This is a genomic window from Streptomyces sp. CBMA29 (genome assembly GCF_014596445.1).
Taxonomy (GTDB): Bacteria; Actinomycetota; Actinomycetes; order Streptomycetales; family Streptomycetaceae; genus Actinacidiphila.
The window spans coordinates 1-19,841 of record NZ_MECL01000015.1 but is presented as its reverse complement, the minus strand read 5'-3'; the positions used below and the strand labels follow the sequence as shown (position 1 = coordinate 19,841).

At 72.9% G+C, this 19,841-nt stretch carries 19 protein-coding genes; 13 read left to right on the top strand and 6 right to left on the bottom strand.

Annotated features, from left to right (window positions below):
• Positions 1-122: 122 nt before the first annotated feature.
• Both BGM09_RS02600 and BGM09_RS02595 read right to left on the bottom strand, forming a co-directional pair.
• The gene (locus BGM09_RS02600; protein ID WP_223186196.1) at positions 123-938 is read right to left on the bottom strand and encodes a class F sortase; all 816 of its coding nucleotides are present in this window, start codon (positions 936-938) and stop codon (positions 123-125) included.
• Positions 935-1,714, bottom strand: a complete 780-nt coding sequence (locus BGM09_RS02595; RefSeq protein WP_188279715.1) for a hypothetical protein — start codon at positions 1,712-1,714, stop codon at positions 935-937. The genes BGM09_RS02600 and BGM09_RS02595 overlap by 4 nt, the downstream gene beginning before the upstream one ends.
• 463 nt (positions 1,715-2,177) lie before the next feature.
• Between BGM09_RS02595 and BGM09_RS02590 the strand changes: the two genes are divergently transcribed.
• From BGM09_RS02590 to BGM09_RS02570, 5 genes are all read left to right on the top strand, one after another.
• Positions 2,178-3,623: a DUF4331 domain-containing protein gene (locus BGM09_RS02590; protein WP_188279714.1), complete on the top strand. Its 1,446-nt coding sequence runs from the start codon at positions 2,178-2,180 to the stop codon at positions 3,621-3,623.
• A 122-nt stretch (positions 3,624-3,745) separates the two neighbouring features.
• Positions 3,746-5,161, top strand: a complete 1,416-nt coding sequence (locus tag BGM09_RS02585) for a tetratricopeptide repeat protein (protein WP_188279713.1) — start codon at positions 3,746-3,748, stop codon at positions 5,159-5,161.
• Positions 5,158-7,005 (top strand): hypothetical protein, encoded by a 1,848-nt coding sequence (locus BGM09_RS02580; protein WP_188279712.1) that lies wholly within the window; start codon positions 5,158-5,160, stop codon positions 7,003-7,005. Before BGM09_RS02585 ends, BGM09_RS02580 begins: the two co-directional genes overlap by 4 nt.
• A 53-nt stretch (positions 7,006-7,058) precedes the next feature.
• Positions 7,059-7,445 (top strand): hypothetical protein, encoded by a 387-nt coding sequence (locus tag BGM09_RS02575; RefSeq protein WP_188279711.1) that lies wholly within the window; start codon positions 7,059-7,061, stop codon positions 7,443-7,445.
• 203 nt (positions 7,446-7,648) lie between these two features.
• On the top strand, positions 7,649-8,254 hold the full coding sequence (locus BGM09_RS02570) for a sigma-70 family RNA polymerase sigma factor (RefSeq protein WP_188279710.1): 606 nt from the start codon (positions 7,649-7,651) through the stop codon (positions 8,252-8,254).
• A gap of 67 nt (positions 8,255-8,321) precedes the next feature.
• Here the strand turns inward: BGM09_RS02570 and BGM09_RS02565 are convergent, their stop codons facing one another.
• Together BGM09_RS02565 and BGM09_RS02560 are read right to left on the bottom strand one after the other, a co-directional pair.
• Positions 8,322-9,281 (bottom strand): RNA polymerase sigma-70 factor, encoded by a 960-nt coding sequence (locus tag BGM09_RS02565; RefSeq protein ID WP_188279709.1) that lies wholly within the window; start codon positions 9,279-9,281, stop codon positions 8,322-8,324.
• Positions 9,281-10,213 carry an NAD-dependent epimerase/dehydratase family protein gene (locus BGM09_RS02560; RefSeq protein WP_188279708.1) on the bottom strand — a complete coding sequence of 311 codons (933 nt, stop codon included), beginning with the start codon at positions 10,211-10,213 and terminating at the stop codon, positions 9,281-9,283. Before BGM09_RS02560 ends, BGM09_RS02565 begins: the two co-directional genes overlap by 1 nt.
• A 189-nt stretch (positions 10,214-10,402) precedes the next feature.
• Between BGM09_RS02560 and BGM09_RS02555 the strand changes: the two genes are divergently transcribed.
• The 5 genes from BGM09_RS02555 to BGM09_RS02535 all read left to right on the top strand — a co-directional run bounded on the left by BGM09_RS02555 (position 10,403) and on the right by BGM09_RS02535 (position 15,640).
• Entirely contained in the window at positions 10,403-11,110 is a 708-nt protein-coding gene (locus BGM09_RS02555; protein WP_188279707.1) for a hypothetical protein, read from the top strand.
• 16 nt (positions 11,111-11,126) lie between these two features.
• Positions 11,127-12,083, top strand: coding sequence for a pseudouridine synthase (locus BGM09_RS02550; RefSeq protein ID WP_188279706.1), 957 nt, complete (start codon positions 11,127-11,129; stop codon positions 12,081-12,083).
• A gap of 187 nt (positions 12,084-12,270) precedes the next feature.
• Complete coding sequence (locus BGM09_RS02545; RefSeq protein WP_317452499.1) at positions 12,271-14,013, top strand: PP2C family protein-serine/threonine phosphatase; 1,743 nt, start codon at positions 12,271-12,273, stop codon at positions 14,011-14,013.
• A gap of 116 nt (positions 14,014-14,129) precedes the next feature.
• Positions 14,130-15,218: a cobalamin-dependent protein gene (locus BGM09_RS02540; RefSeq protein WP_188279746.1), complete on the top strand. Its 1,089-nt coding sequence runs from the start codon at positions 14,130-14,132 to the stop codon at positions 15,216-15,218.
• Positions 15,215-15,640 carry an STAS domain-containing protein gene (locus BGM09_RS02535; RefSeq protein ID WP_188279705.1) on the top strand — a complete coding sequence of 142 codons (426 nt, stop codon included), beginning with the start codon at positions 15,215-15,217 and terminating at the stop codon, positions 15,638-15,640. Before BGM09_RS02540 ends, BGM09_RS02535 begins: the two co-directional genes overlap by 4 nt.
• A 75-nt stretch (positions 15,641-15,715) precedes the next feature.
• On the opposite strand, the gene BGM09_RS02530 is transcribed toward BGM09_RS02535, so the two are convergent.
• Positions 15,716-16,516: a VOC family protein gene (locus BGM09_RS02530; RefSeq protein WP_188279704.1), complete on the bottom strand. Its 801-nt coding sequence runs from the start codon at positions 16,514-16,516 to the stop codon at positions 15,716-15,718.
• Between the two features lie 320 nt (positions 16,517-16,836).
• Between BGM09_RS02530 and BGM09_RS02525 the strand changes: the two genes are divergently transcribed.
• The gene (locus BGM09_RS02525; protein WP_188279703.1) at positions 16,837-17,052 is read left to right on the top strand and encodes a hypothetical protein; all 216 of its coding nucleotides are present in this window, start codon (positions 16,837-16,839) and stop codon (positions 17,050-17,052) included.
• Between the two features lie 131 nt (positions 17,053-17,183).
• On the opposite strand, the gene panD is transcribed toward BGM09_RS02525, so the two are convergent.
• Complete coding sequence (panD, locus tag BGM09_RS02520; protein ID WP_188279702.1) at positions 17,184-17,606, bottom strand: aspartate 1-decarboxylase; 423 nt, start codon at positions 17,604-17,606, stop codon at positions 17,184-17,186.
• Positions 17,607-17,864: 258 nt separating this feature from the next.
• Between panD and BGM09_RS02515 the strand changes: the two genes are divergently transcribed.
• Entirely contained in the window at positions 17,865-18,077 is a 213-nt protein-coding gene (locus BGM09_RS02515; RefSeq protein WP_188279701.1) for a heavy-metal-associated domain-containing protein, read from the top strand.
• Between the two features lie 94 nt (positions 18,078-18,171).
• Positions 18,172-19,841, top strand: a 1,670-nt coding sequence (locus tag BGM09_RS02510; RefSeq protein ID WP_188279745.1) for a heavy metal translocating P-type ATPase, incomplete at its 3' end; no start/stop codon positions are given.

The following is a 19,841-nucleotide window of genomic DNA, read 5'->3' as shown; positions in this document are numbered from 1 at the left end:
ACGGGGTGGGACACCGCCCGTGGTGTCCCACCCCGTCCGACAGTCGACCCGTCGGGTTGGTTGTGCTCCGCGGTCAACGCGGTCAGATGATCAGAGGATGTCAATACGGCGTCGCACGGGCGTCAGGTCGCGAGGTGTGCGAAGACGACGGTGTTTCCCTCGTACGAGTGAGTGCGCGCGTTCCAGTCGGAGCAGGTGATGAGCCGGAGTTCGGCGTCGGCGGTGTTGCCGTAGACGTCGAGGGTCGGGAACTGGGCCTTCTCGTAGGAGCGGACGGCGTCAACGGTGAAGACGGCGACTTTGTGGTCGGCGCGGGTGACGCGGATCTGCTGCTTGGGCTTCATCGCGCCGAGCCGGTAGAAGACGGCGGGGCCGGTCTCCTTGGAGTCGACGTGGCCGAGGATGACGGAGGGTCCGGTCTGGCCGGGGGTGGGCGAGTTGCGGTACCAGCCCGCGCGCAGCGGCTTGGAGGGGACCTCCAGGCTGCCGTCCTTGTTGAGGCCCAGGTCCAGCAGGTCGGAGTGGACGCCGATGGACGGGATGTCGAGGGCGACCGGCTTGGACGCGGGCAGCGTGCCGGGCCGGGTGGGTGTCGGGCTGGCCGGGTCGGCCGAGGCGCCGCCGCTCGGCGGGGCGGGCATCGCCGTCATGTCGTGGCCGGACATCTCGTGACCTGACATGTCGTCCTGCGGTGTGCTCCCGGCGACGGCCGGGCCCGGCTGCGGCGGCGGGTTGCCGCCGCCCCCGCTGGTCCCGGCGAGTACGGCGGTGACCCCCGCGGCGACGCAGGCCACCGCGAGGACGACGAGCATGACCGCCGTACGTCGTGTGCGGCCCACACGGCCGGTGCGGCCGGCGCCGGTCGTACGTACGGTGTCGTCCGTACGGCCGGCGTCGTCCGGGCCGTCCTCGTGCGGAGCGGCGGCGTCGTCACTCATCGGGTCGTGACGCCCCTGCGGCGCAGGGCGAAGCCGCCGATGCCGAGGCCGACCAGGGCGGCGGCGCTGCCGCCCGCGACCATGCCGGTGTGGATGCCGGTGCCGGCCTGCGTGGCGCCGTCACCGGTGTCCGCGCCGCCGCCGGGCATCGAGGTCATCTGGGAGACGTTGAAGGCGCCGCACAGGGCGGGGTCGGTGGCCTCGGCGGGCAGGGTCTTGTCGAGTTCGCTCGCGCCGAGCACGTTGTCGTACTTGCCGTTGCCGTTGTAGTCGATGCCGTGGACGACGAGGACGGCCTTGCCGGACTTGAGGTTCGCGGCGACGTTGTCGGTGACTTCGAGGGTGCGGCTGTACTTGAAGCTCGAACCGGCCGGGAAGCGGTCGACGGCCAGGGCGCTCTTGGGGGTGCTGTCGCCGCTGGTGGTGAGCGAGGTGCCGATCATGCCGTAGTCCTTCATGGCGTCGGCGACGTTGATCGAGCTGTGGCCGTTGTGGTCCTTGGCCTCGGACGGCTTGGGACACACACCGGCGCCGTCGACGTGGACGTGCATGGCGTGCGGGGAGCCGCCGCCGACCAGGCCCGAAGCGGTGACGGTGATCTTCGCGGTGTTGCCGGAGAGCTGGATCATCGCCGTACCGCTGCCCGTGACGTGGTTGGCGGTGATCGGGTCCAGCGACGCCTGGTACGTGGTCCAGGGGACGTCGGTGTCCGTCGGTGCCGCCCACGCCGCCGCCGGGAAAGCCAACGGGATCGCGGCGACTGCTATCGCGGTCACGACACGTGCGCTGGTGGATCGCATGGTGGTGCTGCCCTTCACTCGCGGACCCGCGGAGTCGGCGTGGCGTCGGCTCCGCGACCGGAGGCGGGTGCCTCCGCACTGGCATTCGGAGCGGCGGGGGGCGCGGATTGGTACGGGTGTGCGCATGACCTCTTTACGGTGGTAACTCCGCGTTCGGGCATACGGACATATGGCATACGTATGTCCGTATGCCCGGGACACCCGGAGCGCCTTGCGCCGCGCACCACCGGAGACGCCCTGCGCCGCGCACGACATGACGCGTCGTCAACGTCGGCACCATCGCCAAGCCGGACGGCGCATCTCCGGTATCCGTATCCGCATATTCGCCCGATCGGGGACAAAAACCTCTTTCGGGCAATCCGGCACCTCCCTTGGAGACGAACGGGGTGCAGGGACCGGTCCCGAGGCCGGACTCTTCACCCCCACAGAAAGACCACCCATGAGTTCACGCAGAACACCGGGCATCGTCGGCCGGTGGAAGTCGGCAGCGCTGCTGCTGACGCTCGGCACGGCGATCGCGGGAGCGGCGCTGGCCGGTCCCGGTACGGGCGTCGGCCAGGCGTCCAGCCACCGCGAGGCGCCGCTGATCGCGGCGGACCCACAGGTCGACAACACCGACCTCTACGCGTTCTCCAGTCCTGACAAGTCGGACACGGTGACGCTGGTCGCGAACTGGTACCCGTTCCAGGAGCCCAACGGCGGGCCGAACTTCTACCCGTTCGCCACCGACGCCCAGTACGACATCAATATCGACAGCCAGGGCACCGGCAAGGCGGACCTCACGTACCGCTGGACCTTCCGCAACGAGGACCGGCGCGGTGACAAGACATTCCTGTACAACAACGGCGTGGTGAACAACCTCAACGACAAGACGCTGCTGTTCCGCCAGCACTACACGCTCCAGGAACTGCGCGCGGGCAAGCGCCCGGTCACGCTGGTGAAGGACGGCATCGCCACGCCGTCGAACGTCGGCAAGGCGTCGATGCCGAACTACGGGCGGCTGCGCGGCCAGGCGACGCGGAAGCTGCCCGGCGGCGGGCAGACGGTGGCCTCGCAGGCCGCGGACCCGTTCTTCCTCGACCTGCGCGTCTTCGACCTGCTCTACGGCGGGAATCTGTCGGAGACCGGGCACAACACGCTCAAGGGCTACAACGTCAACACCCTGGCGATCCAGGTCCCGAAGTCCGCGCTGGCGCTCAACTGCAACCCCAAGCGCAACCCGGTGATCGGCGTGTGGAGCACCACCTCGCGCCGCACCATGAACCTCTCCCCGGGCAAGCAGACGGCCAGCGGCCCGTACGTGCAGGTCTCGCGGCTCGGCAACCCGCTGGTGAACGAGGCGGTGGTGCCCGCGGGTCTGAAGAACGCGTTCAACGCGCTGCCGCCGTCGCAGGACCACAACCAGCCCAAGATCGTGGCGAAGGTGCTCGACCCCGAGCTGCCGATGCTGATCCAGTCGATCTACGGGATCCCGGCGCCCGCGACGCCGCGCAAGGACCTTCAGGAGATCTTCCTGACCGGTATCGCGAAGGCGGCGAACGGCCCGCTGGCCGTGGACCTCAACTCGCAGCTCATGAACCAGGACGTCAACAAGAAGCGGTTCGTCCCCGCCGAGGAGCTGCGGCTGAACATGTCCACCCCGGTCACCGCGAAGCCGGACCGTCTCGGCGTGCTGAACGGCGATTTCCAGGGCTACCCCAACGGCCGCCGCCTCGGTGACGACGTCGTGGACATCGCGATCCAGGCGCTGGAGGGCGCGACCCCCGGCCACCTGATCCAGGCGCTCGCCGCGGGTGACGGCGTGAACGGACCCGGCGTCCCCTTCGCCGGCACCTTCCCGTACGTCGCGCTGCCCTACACCGGCTCGGTCAACCAGGCCGGCTGAGCAAGCCACCCGGCGTGGGCACCTGACAGGCCCACGCCGGGTCCCTCTCCTCCGGTCCGACCGCCCCACCCGTCCGACCGGCCGGAGCCCCTGTTCGTCCCGAGCGGAGAAAACAGACCCCCATGCGCCGCCTCGCCCTGATCGCCACCACCGCCGTGCTCTGTGCGGGCCTGACCGGCTTCGCAGCGCTGGAGCGCTCGGGCGGCACCTCGTCCCCGCCGCCTTCCGACGCGGTCCCGGGCCAGAACTCCGGTACGAGTTCCGGTACGGGTTCCGGTACGGGTTCCGGCCAGGACTCCGGCACGCGGGCGGCGCCGTTGAGCGTGGACGCCATCGTCGCCAAGCTCCAGAGCACGCTGCGCGCACAGCCGAACGACGCCTCCTCCTGGGCCCAGCTCGGCTCCGAATACGTCGAACAGGCCCGGCTCGACGTCGATCCGACGCTGTACCCGAAGTCCGAGGCGGCGCTGCGCAAGTCGCTCGCGCTCCAGCCGCTGCACAACACCGCCGCGCTCACCGGAATGGCCGGACTGGCCAACGCACGGCACCAGTTCGCGCAGGCCAGGACGTGGGCGGACAAGGCGATCAGCGACGACCCGTACGCCTGGGCGCCGTACGGCGCGCTCAATGACGCGCTCACCCAGTTGGGTGAGGACAGCGCGGCGCAGGACGCCGTACAGCGGATGCTCGATCTGCACCCGTCGACGGCGTCGTTCACCCGGGCGTCGTACACCTTCGAGCTGCACGGACAGACCGCGGACGCGGAGCAGGCGCTGCGGCGGGCGCTCCAGGACGCGACGACGGCGGCCGATCAGGCTTTCTGCCACCACTACTTGGGCGAACTGGCCTTCAACACCGGCCGTACGGGTGAAGCGTTGCGGGAGTACCGGACGGCGCTCGCGCTGGATCCGACGTACACCGCGTCGCTGGCGGGCGCGGCCAGGGCGGAGGCGGCGCTCGGGCGGACGGACCAGGCGGTCACGGACTACCGGACGGCGATCGACCGAGTGCCGCAGCCGCAATATGTGCTGGAGTTCGGCGAATTGCTGGAGTCGCTGGGCCGGGCGCCGGAAGCCAGGGCGCAGTACGGGGTGCTGGAGGCGGAGCAGAAGCTGTTCGCGGCCAATGGCGTGGTGGACGACCTCAACCTCGGCCAGTACCAGGCCGATCACGGCGACGCGGACCTCGCGGTGAAGCTGCTGAGTTCCGAGTGGGACCGGCGGCACAGTGTGCTGGTCGCGGACGCGCTGAGCTGGGCGCTGCACCGGGCGGGCCGTGACGGCGACGCGCTGCCGCTGGCCGAGCAGGCGAACCGGCTCGGCTGGCGGGACGCGCTGCTGCGCTACCACCGGGGCGTGATCGAGCAGTCGCTCGGCGACGACGAGGCGGCGCGTACGGACCTGGCCGGGGCGCTGGCCGCCAATCCGGCCTTCTCGCCGCTGTACGCGCCGGACGCGCGCGCCCGGCTGACCGCCCTTCGGAAGGATCAGAAGGAACCGGCGGCACAACCACCGCGAGGACGGCAGGGACAGCGATGACGACCCCGATCCGTGCCCGGCGCGCCGCGGCCCTGCTGCTGGTGGCGGTGCCCTCGCTGCTGTGGCTGGCCGCCCCGGCCGTCTCCGCCCACCCGCTGGGCAACTTCACCGTCAACCGGTACGACGGTCTGACCGTACGCCCCGACCGGATCGACGACCTCGCCGTCGTGGACACCGCCGAGATCCCCACGCTCCAGGCCAAGGCCGCCATGGACACCGACCACGACGGCACCCTGAGCGCGGCGGAGGCCGCGGCCCACGCGCACACCGCCTGCACCGGCCTGGCGCGCGGCATCGTCGCGACGCTCAGCGACGGTACCGGCGGGACAGACGGTTCGGGGAACGGGGGCGGCGCGGGGGACGCGCGGCGGGCGAAGGCCCTGCGGTTCGGGCTGACGGCCGCGTCCTTCCGGCTGGTGCCCGGACAGGCCGGGCTCGACACCGGACGGCTGGAGTGCCGGCTGTCCGCGCCCGCCTCCCCCGGCCGCGGTGACACGATCGCGCTGGCCACCGGCGTGGACAGCAGCCGGATCGGCTGGCACGAGATCACCGCGCACGGGGACGGCGTACGCATCGGCTCCTCCGACGTCCCGGCCGTCTCGGTCTCGCGCGAGCTGCGCGCGTATCCGGCGGACCTGCTCGCCGACCCGCTGGACCAGCGCAGTACGCGGCTCGTCCTGGGCTCGGGGCCCGGGGCCGCCGCGGCCGTCGCGCCCGGCACCGGCTGGCCCTCGTCCTGGTACGCCGCCCTCGACCGGCGGCTGGGCGCGCTCACCGACCACGACCGGCTCACCCTTCCCGTCGGGCTGCTCGCCGTGCTGATGGCCATGGTGCTGGGCGCGGGGCACGCGGCGCTGCCCGGTCACGGCAAGACCATCATGGCCGCGTATCTGGCGGGCCGTCAGGGACGTCCGCGCGACGCCGTCACGGTCGCGGGCACCGTGACGCTGACCCACACCGCCTCCGTGCTCGTCCTCGGCATCGCGCTCAGCGTGTCCTCCGCGCTCGTCGGCGAGGACGTCCTGGCCTGGCTCGGTACGGTCAGCGGGATCGTCATCACCGCGGCCGGTCTGTGGCTGCTGCCGTCGGCGATCCGGGTCTTCCGGGCGCGGCAGGCGGAGCACGGGCACGCGGGGGACGGCGCTCACGGTTCACACGGCCACGGGCACGGGCACGGCCACGGCCACGGCCACGATCACGGACACGGACACGGGGCTGAGCACCAGCACCCGCACCCGTCGTCCGGTCCGCTCGTCGAGGTCCCCGAGGGCGCCGAGGTCGTCACCCAGCAGAGCGCGGCCACGGTGGCCACGGCCGTCGCCACCACGCCGGTCGCGGTCCTGGACGAACCGGAGGCCCCCGAACACGACCACGGCCATGAGCACGAGCACGACCACGGCCACGGCCACGACGGTCACCACCCGCACCACACCGACGATCACACCGCCCACGAACACCCGCACCGCCACGGCCTCTTCGGCCACGGCCACCATCACCACTCCCACTCCGCGGGCGGCACCCGCAAGCGCGGCGGTCTCATCGGCATCGGCATCGCGGGCGGCCTGGTCCCCAGCCCCTCGGCGCTGGTCGTCCTGCTGGGCTCGATCGCCCTCGGCCGTACGGCGTTCGGCGTGCTGCTCGTCGTCTGTTACGGCCTCGGCATGGCCGCCACCCTCGCCGCCGCGGGCCTGCTCCTGCTGACGCTCAGGGACCGCTTCCCCGCGCTGAACGGCGGGAGATGGCACGCCGTCGGCGCGTGGAGCGGTCGCCTCACCCCCCTGGGCACCGCGCTGCTCATTCTCGCCGTGGGCGTGGGAACCGCCCTGCGTGCGATGCCCCTCTGACGGATCGACAACACCCGAACCCGTTGTCCCACGGACGCCACAAGGACAGAACCATGCGCACAACCTCGCCTACGACCACCCGCACGGCCTCCCGCACGGCCACGCGTACGACACCGCGTACGGCCTCCCGCCCGGCCGCCCTCCTCGGCGCCGCCCTGACCGCCGCCGTCCTCGCGCTCGCGCTCACCTCCTGCACCGCCGACCGGCACACGGGAGCGCTGGTCACCGGCCCCGCGAGCCCGCGCCCGACCTGCCGCGTCCACCAGGCGACGCTGCCCGACCGCGACTACACGGCGGGCAAGAACAGCGACCCGATGGCCGTACTGTCGATGCTCCGCTACTACACGGCCCAGCACGCGCTGCCCTATTGCGACGGAAAACCGGCCAGCCGTCAGGACGACGCCTGGGACACCCTCTACGGCGACCTCACCCGGCGCTGAGCGCGCCACCGGCCCCCGACTCCGCCCATGACCCCGGCGGACGGCCGACGGGCACCATGCCACGGCGCCCGTACATCCGTACGTCCGTACCTCCTTTCAGGTGGCCATCGGGCGCAGCGGCCATACCTGAGGACCCGGGCTACGAACTCCCCTTGGTCCGCACGGCACCCGGTTCAGCGCCGGGCGCTGAGGAGGTGAGCCGAATGCCGGACGCAGGTCCGACGCGTCCGCCGTTGCCGCCGGAGGCGGCGTCCTGGGAGAGCGACGGCCTCGAACAGCACATGCTGGCGGCGGGGCGCGGCGACCAGGAGGCGTTCACCGCGCTGTACACGCTGCTCTTTCCCATGGTCAGGTCGCTGGTCCAGCGGCGGGTGCGGCTGCGCGCCGAAGCCGAGGACATCGCCCAGGACGTCATGGCCGAGGTGTGGGCGAAGGCGTCGCTGTACCGGCCGGAGCAGGGGAGCGTACGCGGCTGGATCGTCACCATCGCGCACCGCCGTGCCGTCGACTGGATCCGGCGCAACGCCGTACTGCTGCGCAGTGAGGACCTGGCGGCCCGCAGGACGCGGCTGCCGGCCGGCGACAACGTCCTGGACATCGTCGAGCGGCGCATGCGGCAGGCGGCGGTACGGCGCGGGGTGAGCGTGCTGACCGATCTGCAACGGGAGGCGATCCACCTCGCGTTCTACGCCGAGCGCAGCCACCAGGAGGTCGCGGAGACGCTCGGCATCCCGCTGGGCACGGCCAAGTCCCGTGTCCGCAGCGCCCTGACGCGTCTGCGCCGCGACCTCGACCTGGACCGTAGGTGACGGGGGCCGACGGAGCCGGGACGACGGAGCCGGGGCGACAAGGGCGGGGGCGACAAGGGCGGGGGCGCTACGGGCGGCGGGCCGCGTTCCACTCGCGGTAGACCGCCCACGCGTCGCCGACCGGGCCCAGGTGCCCGAGCTTGTCGGGGTTGCTGACGGAGTTGATCATCTGGATGCGGCCGTCGAGCACGTCGAGCGTCCACACGTTGAGCACCTTGCGGTCGCGGTCGCGGAAGATCATGCCCGGCTGGCCGTTGATCTCGTGGGACTCGATGGTCACGTCGATGCGGAAGAACCAGGGGAAGGTGGTGGCGAGCAGGCGCGTCACATTCTCGACGCCGCTGATGGCGCGGGCGAACTGCGGGGTCTTGCCGCCGCCGTCGCCGACGACCTGGACGTCCGCGGCAAGCACGTCACGCAGCGCCTCGACGTCGCCCTCGCGCAGCGCGTCGAAGAACCGTCCCGCCAGTTTCTCCCGCTCCCGCCGGTCGGCCTCGAAGCGCGGGCGGCCCTCGTCCATGTGCCGCCTGGCCCGTACCGCGAGCTGACGGCAGGCCGCCTCGGAGCGGCCGACGGCGGAGGCGACCTCGGGGAAGCCGAAACCGAAGACCTCGCGCAGCACGAAGACGGCGCGCTCCAGCGGGCTGAGCCGTTCCAGCAGCAACAGGGCGGCCGTCGAGACGGAGTCGGCCAGTTCCGCCGAGCGCGCCGGGTCGTCGTAGGGGTCGGCGAGCAGCGGCTCCGGCAGCCACTCCCCCACGTACTCCTCGCGCCGGAAGCGGGCGGAGCGCAGCACGTCGATGGAGACGCGGGTGACGGCGGCCGACAGGTACGCCTTGGGCGAGGCGGGCGAGGTCCCGGCGGCCTCGTAGCGCAGCCAGGTGTCCTGGACCGCGTCCTCCGCCTCGCTCACGCTGCCCAGGATCCGGTACGCGATCGAGAACAGCAGCGGCCGCAGGTCCTCGAACTCCGCCGCCCGCGCCGATTCCGCCCCCACCGATTCCGCCCGCGCCGATTCGGCCCGCATCACTTCAGCCCCTTCTCGAACCCCTCGCGCCACGACGCGTAGCGCGGCTCCCAGCCCAGTTCCCGCCGGGCCTTGGCATTGGAGAAGCCGCGGCCCTCGGTCATCATCGTCACCGCCACCTCCCCGGCGAGCAAACGGGCCAGCCACGCGGGCACCCGCATCGGCCGTTTCGCGCCCGCGCACCGGGCCAGATACGGCAGCCACTCGGCGGCCGGCGCCGGTTCGTCGTCGACGATGTTGAACAGGCCGGTCGCGCGCCGCTCGACGGCCAGGGCGGTGGCGCTCGCCGCGTCGTCCAGGTGGATCCACGAGGTGTGGCCCGCGCCGGCGCCGACGAGCGGGAGCTGCCGCTTGCGCAGGAGTTCGGCCATGTCGTCGGTGACGCCGGGGCCGTAGAAACTGCCGTAGCGCATGACCGCGCCGCCGAAGTCCGCCACCACGTCCTCGACGTGCCGGATCGCCCGCATCCCCGCCTGCGCGGGCGTTCCCTCCATCAGGTCGAGCGGGTCCTGTTCCGTCTTGACCCAGCCGCCCTCGCGGACGCCGTTCCAGGAGGCGTAGCCCTGGGCGACGACATGGCTCACGCCGGTCGCCTGGGCCGCCGCCAGGAGGTGGTCGGTGCCTTCCGTGCGGAGCCGGATGGTGGGGGCGAACCAGCGGTCCATGTGCTTGAGGTCGGGCTTGCCCGCGTGTTCGGTGGCGATCGCCGTCATCTGGTGCACGATGACGTCCGGCCGCGCCGTGGCCACCGCCTCGCCGACCGACGCCGCGTCCAGGCCGTCCATCACGACGCCGTCGGCGCCCAGCGCCTTCAGCGAGTCCAGTTTGGCCGCGCTCGTCGTCGTGGCCGTCACCTGGTGGCCCCCGTCCACGAGCAGCGGCACCAGCCGCCGTCCCAATACCCCGCTCCCGCCCGCCACGAACACCCGCATGACCGCCACCGTCCTTCTGTTTCCGGTCGTTCCCCGGCTCGTTGTTCCCCGGCTCGTCGCGGGGCTCTCTGTCACGGGACGGGACAGCGCGGGCGCCTGTGACACGCGAGGGACGGTGCGGGGGTGCGAGGTGTGCGGGGAGTGCGAGGTGTGCGCGGGATTGTCAGTGCGGCTTGATAGGGATGGGGCATGACTGAGCGTGTGACGATCCATGACGTCGCCCGCGGGCTGCCGTCGATCGCGGGGCTGCGGGATGTGTGCCGGGCGCTGGCCGCGTTGGAGATCGTGCGGTATCCGGGGGCGGGGGAGGTTCAGGGGGACGGCCGGGGGGTACGGGAGCGGGATTTCGTGCGCGGCTGGCGGACGGGCGCCGACGCGGGGGTGTGGCGGACGGGGAGCGGTGACGGATATGCGGTGGCGTTCACGTGTTACGGAGCGATCGTGCTGGGCTTCGACCACGAGTCGCCGATGAGCCCGTACGCCTCGGGGCCGCCGCCGCGGAACTGGCCGGGGGTGCTGGACGCGGTGCCGCCGGTGTTCGCGCCCTATGCGGCGGAGCCGCCGGAGTTCCTGGCCGCCGAGGTGCCGCTGGTCACGGCCTGCGCGTGGCGTACGGCGGACGACGACCGGTGGCGTACCGGCGACGGCATCGTCTTCCCGGCCGCCGAGTCCGGCGTGCGGGACCAACCGGACGGCGCGGCCTGGCTGTTCGCGCCGCTCACCGATCCCGATCCCGAGGCGTACGCGCGCGAGAGCGGGCTTGCCGCCGGGGCCGTGCGCGGGGTGTACGGGCTGCGGCCACTGGACCGTGAGGCCGTCGCCGCGCTGAATCCGGCGGCTCCTTTCGAGGCGGTGGCCGGGGAGCTGGAGCGGATCGGCTACCCGGTCGCGCGCTGACGGGGGGGGCGGGGACATGGCAGGCAGGGGCGGGCGCAAGGCGCCGCCGTCGCCGTTGGAGCAGCGGGACGGCGTGGACCCGGTGCGGCTGCGGCTGCCCGGCGGGGGCCGGGAGCCGCGGACGGTGGCGGAGTATCTGCTGGAGCGGTACGCGGGGGCGGTGGGCGCGGAGCGCGTCGGATCGATGCTGGCCGAGGGGCGTTTCGTGACCGCGGACGGCGGCCCGGTGACGGCGGGGACGGCGTACGAGGCGGGCGCGTACGTATGGTTCCACCGCGATGTGGCGCCCGAGACGGCCGTGCCGTTCGAGGTGACGGTGGTGTACCGCGACGAGCGGATCGTGGTGGCGGACAAACCGCACTTCCTGGCGACGACCCCGCGCGGGCGGCACATCACCGACACCGCCCTGGCGCGGCTGCGGCGGGACTGCGGGCTGCCCGAACTGTCGCCCGCGCACCGGCTCGACCGGCTGACGGCGGGCCTGGTGCTGTTCGTGATCCGCCCCGGGGACCGGGGCGCGTACCAGACGCTCTTCCGGGACCGGCGGGTGCGCAAGGAGTACGAGGCGGTCGCCGCGTACGACCCGCGGGTGGAGCTGCCGAGGACGGTACGGAGCCGGATCGTGAAGGAGCGCGGGCGGATCGCGGCGTGGGAGGAGCCGGGGCCGCCGAACGCGGAGAGCCGGGTCGAACTGCTGGAGCGGCGCGGCGCGTGGGGCCGCTACCGGCTGCTGCCCGCGACCGGCCGCACCCACCAGCTGCGGCTGCACATGAGCGCGCTCGGCCTGCCGCTGCTGTACGACCCGGTCTATCCGCGGGTGCTGCCCGAGCCGGAACCGGAGGGCGGCCGGGAGGACTTCACCCGGCCGCTGCAACTGCTCGCGCGGACGCTGGAGTTCACCGATCCGGTGACCGGACGGGCGCTGCGGTTCGACAGCGCGCGGGAGCTCGGGGGGTGGCGGGAGGCCCTGTGACCGGTCGATCACGGTCCGGTGAGCTGGTTGCGGGGCCGCGGGGAAGTACGGGATGGTTGCTGGACGGCAACAGTCTCGTGGGTGCCGAACGGCAACTGTCCCCTAGTCGATGAGGTGAGGGATTCGCTCAGCGGATCCTGAATGTGTGGTTGGTCCCGTCACGACGGCAGCCGGTGCGGACGCGCCGGTGAGCGTTTCGAGCAGCGATGCCCCGTACCCCCTGTCGGCGCCCTACCCGGTGCTCGTGGTCGAGGCCGGCGGCAGGCTGATACTCGCGAACGAGGCGGCCGGGGTCCTGCTGCCGGGGGCCGGGGAAGGGGTGGCGCTCGCGGACGTGGCACCACGCTGGCTGTCCCGGGCCCACGAAACGCTGCACGCCCCGACGGAGGAGTCCCCGGAAGGCGACGCGGACGGCGCGGCGGACAGGGACGCGTCGCCGGACACGGCCGCGTCGCCGGACACGACCGCGTCACCGGACACGACCGCGTCGCCGGGCCTGGCCGCGACCGCGGGCACGGACGTGGCCTCCGGCGCCGTCGGCGGGCGCACCTTCGAGGCGCATCCGACGGTCCTGGCCGACGGAAGCGCCGTGTGGTGGCTGGTCGAGGACACCGACCGGCGGCTGGCGCGCGAGGCGTTGCGGATGGAACGCGAGCGCACCGAATTCCTCAGCCGTTCGTCCAACCTGCTGCTCTCCTCGCTCAACCTGGACCGGTGCATGGACGTCACCGCGCAGATGGCCGCCGAGCACCTGGCCGACGCCGCCATGGTCATCGCCCCGTCGCGGGCCGACCGGCTGCCGGTGGTCTCCTGTGTGCGCGGCGGCAGCCCGTCGCAGTTCCACCTGGGCGTCGATCCGGACGAGGTGCCGGGGCTCGGCGAGGCGCTGCGCGGTTTCCCGCCGGTGCCCTCGCGCTGGCTCGACCCCGCGACGGCGCCCGCGTGGCTGGTGCCCGAGGGATTCGGCACGCTCGGTTCGATAGTGATCACCCCGCTGCCGGGGCACGGGGTGTCGGCGGGCGCCCTCGTCCTGCTGCGGCGCTCGGAGACGGCCGCCTTCACCGAACGCGAAGAGGTCTTCGCCCGGCTGTTCGCCGCGCGCGCGGGCGCCGCCATGTCGGCGGCCCGGCTGTACGCGGAGCAGTCGGCGATCACCGACGTCCTGATGCGGGAACTGCTGCCGCCGTCGCTGCACCAGGTCGGCGGGGTGGACTTCGCCGGTGGCTACCGGCCCTCGCAGGACCACGAGCGGATCGGCGGGGACTTCTACGACGTGCACCCGTCGGTGACCGAGGGCGAGGCGTCGCTGGCGGTGCTGGGGGACGTGTGCGGCAAGGGCCTCGAAGCGGCCGTGCTGACCGGCAAGATCCGCAACACCCTGCACGCGCTGCTGCCCATGGCCGACGACCACCAGCGGATGCTCAGCCTGCTGAACACGGCGCTGCTGAACTCCCACCACACCCGCTTCGCGACGCTGATCCTGGCCTCCGCGCTCCGCGACGGGCATCAGGTGCGGCTGCGGCTGACCAGCGCGGGGCACCTCGCGCCGCTGATCGTGCGGGCCGGCGGCGAGGTGGAGGAGGCCGACACCAAGGGCACCCTGGTCGGCGCGATCCCCGACGCCGTCTCCCGTACCGTCACGCTGTCCCTGGCGCCCGGCGAGACCTGCGTGCTGTACACGGACGGGATCACCGAGGCGCGCGGCGGCCCCCTGGGCGGTGCGCTGTTCGGCGAGAAGCGGCTGCGGCGCGTGCTGTCGGAGTGCGCGGGCATGCCCGCGGAGGGAATCGTGGAGCGGGTCCAGATGCTCGCCGCCGAGTGGGTCGGCGCGGGGCGTCACGACGACATGGCCGTCGTCGTGATCTCCGCGCCCCGGACGCATCACCTGAGTGCGGTGAACGGCCGTACTCGGGGCAGGTACACAGCGTGAGCACCGACACCGAACCGTCCGCACCCTCGCCGCACCGCGCGGCGTCGCCGTCAGAACTGCCGCCAGAACCGCCGCACGAACCGCTGTCAGAACCGCTGTCGGAACCCCCGCCAGAACTGCCGTCCGGAGCCCGCTCCGGCCGTGACCAGGGGCTCGGGCGGCGCGTGACGGAGCTGTGGGAGGCCGTCGCGCACGGCGACGAGCACGCGGCGGCCGGTGTGGTGCTCGGCGCGCTGGACACGGGGGTGGACCCGGAGAGCGTGCTGCTCGACGTCATCGCGCCCGTGCAGGGCAAAGTGGGCGAGGAGTGGGCGGCCAACCGGCTGAGCGTCGCCCAGGAGCACGCCGCCACCGCGATCAACGACCGGGCCGTGGCCGCGCTGTCCCTGCACCCGGCCGTCCGTACCGAACCCTGGCGGGGCAGGATCACGGTGGCCTGCGTCGAGGGCGAGTGGCACGCGCTGCCCGCCCGGATACTGGCCGAGGTGCTGAAACTGCGCGGCTGGCGCGTCGACTTCCTCGGCGCCCAGGTGCCCACACCGCACCTCATCACCCACCTGCACCGCACGAAGTGCGACGCGGTGGCGCTCTCCAGTTCGCTGGCCACCCGGCTGCCGACCGCGCACGCCGCGATCACCGCCTGCCAGGCCGTCGGGGTGCCGGTCCTCGTCGGCGGCGCCGCCTTCGGCCCGGACGGCCGGCACGCGCGGCTGCTGGGCGCCGACGCCTGGGCCCCTGACGCCCGTACGGCCGCGGAGCGCCTCGCGCGCGGCCCGCTGCCGAGCCCGCAGCCCGAGCACCAGCCGATAGACGATCTGCCGCACCTGGCCGACCAGGAGTACACGATGGTCGCGCGCGCCCGTACGGCCCTGGTGCGGACCGTCTTCAGCGGGCTGGAGGCCGACTTCCCCGCGATGCGCGCGTACAGCGAACTCCAGCGCGAGCACACCGCGCAGGACCTCGCGCACATCGTGGACTTCCTCACCATCGCCCTCTACACGGGCGACGAGGACCTCTTCGCCGACTTCCTCACCTGGACCGCCGGGATCCTCGCCGCCCGCGGCGTTCCCGCGCACAGCCTGCCGCCCGCGCTGCGGATCCTGTCCGACGAACTGAAGGACTTCCCGCGCGCGGTCCGGATTCTCCGGCTCGGCGCCGACTGTCTGTCCTCGTCCGTACTCACCACCGCCAGGAACACCGCATGACCACGATTCCCCCGAGCCATCTGCGGCTGACGGCCGTCGACACCGAGACCACCGTGCGGATCGACCTGCACGGCGACCTCGACTACGACAACGCCGACCGGCTGCTGACCGTCGTCAGCGACAAGCTCGCCGACAACCCGCGCCTGGCGGACCTGCACCTGCACTGCGCCGGGCTCGGCAGCACGGATTCCAGCGGGCTCTCGGCCCTGCTGATGATCCGCCGCCGCACCGACGAGGCCGGTGTCCGGCTCCACCTGGACGACCGGTCCTCCGCGCTGGAGCGGCTGCTGACGATCACCGGCACGCTCGCCCATCTGACGGCGCCTCCCGCGACCGGGGCCGGTACGGCGGAGCCGTCCGCCGCCGAGCAGGCCGTCGCCGAGCAGGCCGCCCCCTCCACGGGCCAGGACCCGCGGGCCTGAGCGGTGCGCGGGCTGTGCTGGCCGTGCTGGCTGTGCTGGCCGTACGAGGTGTACGGGCTGTGCTGGCTGTACGGCTCAGGACGTCATCGAGGCCGCCGGGGTGAGCACGGCGAAGAAGGCGCCCTCGGGGTCGGTCAGCAGGGCGAGGCGGCCGACGCCCTCCATGTCGGTGGGGGGCATGAGGGCCGTGCCGCCGCCCTCGGTGGCCCTGGCGACGACGGCGTCGCAGTCGTCCACGCCGAAGTAGGGCTGCCAGTAGGCCGTACCGGTGGGGAGCAGGTCGGGGCCGAGCTGGAGGATGCCGCCGTGCGAGCCGTCCTGGCCGCCGCCGGAGCGGGACACCACGGTGTAGACGTCGGCGGACGCGTCGCCGGGCAGTGGCATGTCCTCGTAGTCCCAGGCCAGGACCGCGGCGTAGAAGTCCTTGGCGCGCTGGGCCTGCGGTGTGTACAGCTCGGTCCAGCACAGGCCCCAGGGGCCGACGTGGTCCAGGCCCTTGTTGGTGCCGGGCTGCCAGACGCCGAATTCGCCGCCGGTCGGGTCGGTGCAGGCGGCGAGGCGGCCCTTGTCGAAGACGTCCATCGGCGGCACCCGTACGGTACCGCCGTTCTCCTGGACGGCAGCCGTGGTGGCGTCGGCGTCGGCGGTCTCGAAGTAGACCGTCCAGGCCGGGTGCGCGCCGGTGTCCTGGAGCGGGCCCAGCGCGGCGACCGTCCCGCCGTCCCGTACGAAGGTGCCGTACCCGCCGGACGCGGGGCCGCCCGGCTCGAACTCCCAGCCGAAGAGCGAGCCGTAGTACGCGGCGGCGGCCGTGGTGTCGCGGCTGCCCAGGTCGATCCAGTCGGGCGCGCCGGGCACGTAGTCGTTGGTGAGCATGGGTGCCTTCCTCCTGGAGCTGTCGTGCGGTCGCCGGGGCTGCCGGGGCTGCCGGGCGGATCGCGGGCGCGGGGCGGATCTGGCGGGTGCCGGGCGCGTCGGGGGGGCGCCGGGCCAATCGGGGGTGCCGGGCCTTTTGTCCGATTGGGACGCAGTGTCCTCTCTCACACCCAGCATGGCAGCCGGTCCCGACAATCGCCGTTCGTGCGCAGGTCACCGCCTTGGCGGGCGAAACGGAAGGTGTCGTGCCGCATCGACACGGTCACGCGCGGTGTTTAACGGATTCGGGATTGTCAGTGCCGCCGTCTACTGTGGTTCGCATGTACGGGGGAAGTCTCGATCAAGCGAACGCGGCCCTGCGCGCCTATGTGCAGGAGCACGGCGACCGGCCTTGGACGGCCGAAGAGCTCACGGAGCTCGCGCGGCTGCGCGCCGAGTGGACCGCCGCCGCGCGTGGTACCCAGATGCCGATACGCCCGGTCCAGGGCCCGGCCGTCGGCCCGGTGAGCGGCGCGGCGGTCGTCACCGCCGCGTAACGCTCACCGCCGCACAACGCTCACCGCCGGACGCACGGCGCGCGACGAACCGCGAGCGGTCCGCGCACACCCCGCGATCAGCGAGCGGGCACCCGGCCGCACCAGCCACACCAGTCATCCGGCTTCGGACGTCAGACCCGCGCCACGGCGTGCGGGGGGCGGAGCGTGTCCGCGCCGGGGGCGGGCTCCGACGGGTCGCCGCCGACCGTGATGATCCGGTTGCCGGCGTCCACATGGACGACGGCCGGGCGCAGCGCCCTGGCCTCGGCGTCCTCGACCTGCGCGTAGCTGATCAGGATGACCAGGTCGCCGGGGTGCACGAGGTGGGCGGCGGCGCCGTTGATGCCGATGACGCCGGAGCCGCGCTCGCCCTCGATGACATAGGTCTCCAGCCGGGCGCCGTTGGTGATGTCGACGATGTGGACGAGTTCGCCGGGCAGCAGGTCCGCGGCGTCCATCAGATCGGCGTCCACGGTCACGGAGCCCACATAGTGCAGATCCGCCTGGGTCACGGTGGCCCGGTGGATCTTCGACTTGAACATGGTGCGCAGCACGCTGCCGCCTCCTGGTGAAAGAGCTGGTCGCGTCCCTGCCACGGGTACGCGCCGACGCGCCCAGCCTAGGCGAGCGCCCGGCGCACCGGGACCGGCCGGGCGCCCGGAGTGCGGAAGATCTCAGCTTCGCGGAATACCCCTAGGGGGTATAAGGTTGTTCCCAACGAACGGAGAAGTACGTCCGCGGACGTACGTCCGCGAAAGCACGTCCGCACATGCAGGCATACACGCACGCACGCACGTATCGAGGAGAACCCCATGAGCGAGGCCGTCTACTCCGTGTCCGGGATGAGCTGCGGTCACTGCGAGTCCGCGATCACCAAGGAGGTCACCGCGATTCCCGGTGTCACCTCCGTCAAGGCGGTCGCCTCGACCGGTCTGCTGACCGTCGCGTCCGAGCAGCCGGTGGACGACGAGTCGGTGCGCGCCGCCGTGGACGAGGCGGGTTACGAACTGGTCGGCCGCGCCTGACCGGCGCTTCGCGGCCCCCACGGCGGGGCCGGGGCAGGGGGTCCCGAAGGTAAGAAGAAGGCGAGAAGGGGACACGAGGGGAGCGGAAGTGGCGATGACCACGGCGGCGAAGGACGGCGGGACGGCGGCGGCCGGGCAGGCGGTCGAGCTGGAGATCGGCGGCATGACGTGCGCGTCCTGCGCCGCGCGGATCGAGAAGAAGCTCAACCGGATGGACGGCGTCAGCGCCACCGTCAACTACGCGACCGAGAAGGCCAAGGTGGCGTACGCCGAGGGAGTCGCGGTCGGCGATCTCATCGCGACCGTCGAGGCCACCGGGTACACCGCCGCGCTCCCCCCGCCCCCGCTCGCGCCCCCGGCCGACGCCGACGGGACCGCCGCAGCCACGGCCCGCGACCCCGAACTGGCCTCCCTGCGCGAGCGGTTGATCACCGCCGTCGTCCTCGCCGTGCCGGTCGTCGCGATGTCGATGATCCCGGCGCTGCAATTCGACAACTGGCAGTGGCTGGCGCTGACGCTCGCCTCGCCGGTCGTCGTCTACGCCGGCTGGCCCTTCCACCGGGCCGCCTGGACGAATCTGCGGCACGGCGCCGCGACCATGGACACCCTGGTGTCGGTCGGCACGCTCGCCGCGTACGGCTGGTCCCTGTGGGCGCTGTTCTTCGGCGACGCGGGCATGTCCGGCATGAAGGACTCCTTCGACCTCACCGTCTCGCGCGGCGGCGGCAGCGGCCACATCTATCTGGAGGCGGCGGCCGGGGTCACCGCGTTCATCCTGGCCGGGCGGTACTTCGAGGCCCGCGCCAAGCGGAAGGCGGGGGCGGCGCTGCGCGCGCTGCTCGAACTCGGCGCCCGGGACGTCGCGGTGCTCCGTGACGGGAAGGAAGTACGTGTCCCGGTCGGCGAGTTGGCGGTCGGCGACCGCTTCGTCGTACGTCCTGGCGAGAAGATCGCCACCGACGGCGTCGTACGCGACGGTGGCTCGGCCGTCGACGCGTCGATGCTCACCGGGGAGTCCGTACCGGTCGAGGTCGGGCCGGGCTCGCGGGTCACCGGCGCCACCGTCAACGCGGGCGGGCGCATCGTCGTCGAGGCCGAGCGGATCGGCGCCGACACCCAACTCGCCCGTATGGCACGGCTGGTGGCGGACGCGCAGAACGGCAAGGCCGCCGCGCAGCGGCTCGCCGACCGGATCTCGGCCGTCTTCGTGCCCGTGGTGATCGTGCTGGCGCTCGGCACGCTCGCCTTCTGGCTGCTGACCGGGGAGGGCGCGACCGCCGCCTTCACCGCGGCCGTCTCCGTCCTGATCATCGCCTGCCCGTGCGCGCTCGGGCTCGCCACGCCGACCGCGCTCATGGTCGGCACCGGGCGCGGCGCGCAACTCGGCATCCTCATCAAGGGGCCCGAGGTGCTGGAGTCGACGCGGGCCGTCGACACGGTCGTGCTGGACAAGACCGGGACGGTCACGACCGGGTCGATGACGCTGACCGGGGTGCATGTGTCGGGAGCCGAGGAGGCCGACGTCCTGCGGCTGGCGGGCGCCCTGGAGGACGCCTCCGAGCACCCGATCGCGCGGGCCGTCGCCGCCGGGGCGCGCGAGGCGGCCGGTGACCTGCCGCGGGTCACGGACTTCGAGAACGTCCCCGGCCTCGGCGTGCGCGGTGTCGTCGAGGGCCACGAGGTGCTGGTCGGCCGCGAGCGGCTGCTGAGCGGGCGCGGGCTCGTCCTGCCCGCCGACCTCGCCGAGGCCAGGGCGGCGGCCGA

Coding starts and splice junctions, on each gene's coding strand:
- BGM09_RS02580 (WP_188279712.1), top strand. CDS start 5,158: ATGACGACCCCGATCCGTGCCCGGCGCGCCGCGGCCCTGCTGCTGGTG.
- BGM09_RS02570 (WP_188279710.1), top strand. CDS start 7,649: ATGCCGGACGCAGGTCCGACGCGTCCGCCGTTGCCGCCGGAGGCGGCG.
- BGM09_RS02535 (WP_188279705.1), top strand. CDS start 15,215: ATGACCACGATTCCCCCGAGCCATCTGCGGCTGACGGCCGTCGACACC.
- BGM09_RS02560 (WP_188279708.1), bottom strand. CDS start 10,213: ATGCGGGTGTTCGTGGCGGGCGGGAGCGGGGTATTGGGACGGCGGCTG.
- BGM09_RS02550 (WP_188279706.1), top strand. CDS start 11,127: ATGGCAGGCAGGGGCGGGCGCAAGGCGCCGCCGTCGCCGTTGGAGCAG.
- BGM09_RS02600 (WP_223186196.1), bottom strand. CDS start 938: ATGAGTGACGACGCCGCCGCTCCGCACGAGGACGGCCCGGACGACGCC.
- BGM09_RS02585 (WP_188279713.1), top strand. CDS start 3,746: ATGCGCCGCCTCGCCCTGATCGCCACCACCGCCGTGCTCTGTGCGGGC.
- BGM09_RS02555 (WP_188279707.1), top strand. CDS start 10,403: ATGACTGAGCGTGTGACGATCCATGACGTCGCCCGCGGGCTGCCGTCG.
- BGM09_RS02530 (WP_188279704.1), bottom strand. CDS start 16,516: ATGCTCACCAACGACTACGTGCCCGGCGCGCCCGACTGGATCGACCTG.
- BGM09_RS02565 (WP_188279709.1), bottom strand. CDS start 9,281: ATGCGGGCCGAATCGGCGCGGGCGGAATCGGTGGGGGCGGAATCGGCG.
- BGM09_RS02590 (WP_188279714.1), top strand. CDS start 2,178: ATGAGTTCACGCAGAACACCGGGCATCGTCGGCCGGTGGAAGTCGGCA.
- BGM09_RS02515 (WP_188279701.1), top strand. CDS start 17,865: ATGAGCGAGGCCGTCTACTCCGTGTCCGGGATGAGCTGCGGTCACTGC.
- BGM09_RS02575 (WP_188279711.1), top strand. CDS start 7,059: ATGCGCACAACCTCGCCTACGACCACCCGCACGGCCTCCCGCACGGCC.
- BGM09_RS02525 (WP_188279703.1), top strand. CDS start 16,837: ATGTACGGGGGAAGTCTCGATCAAGCGAACGCGGCCCTGCGCGCCTAT.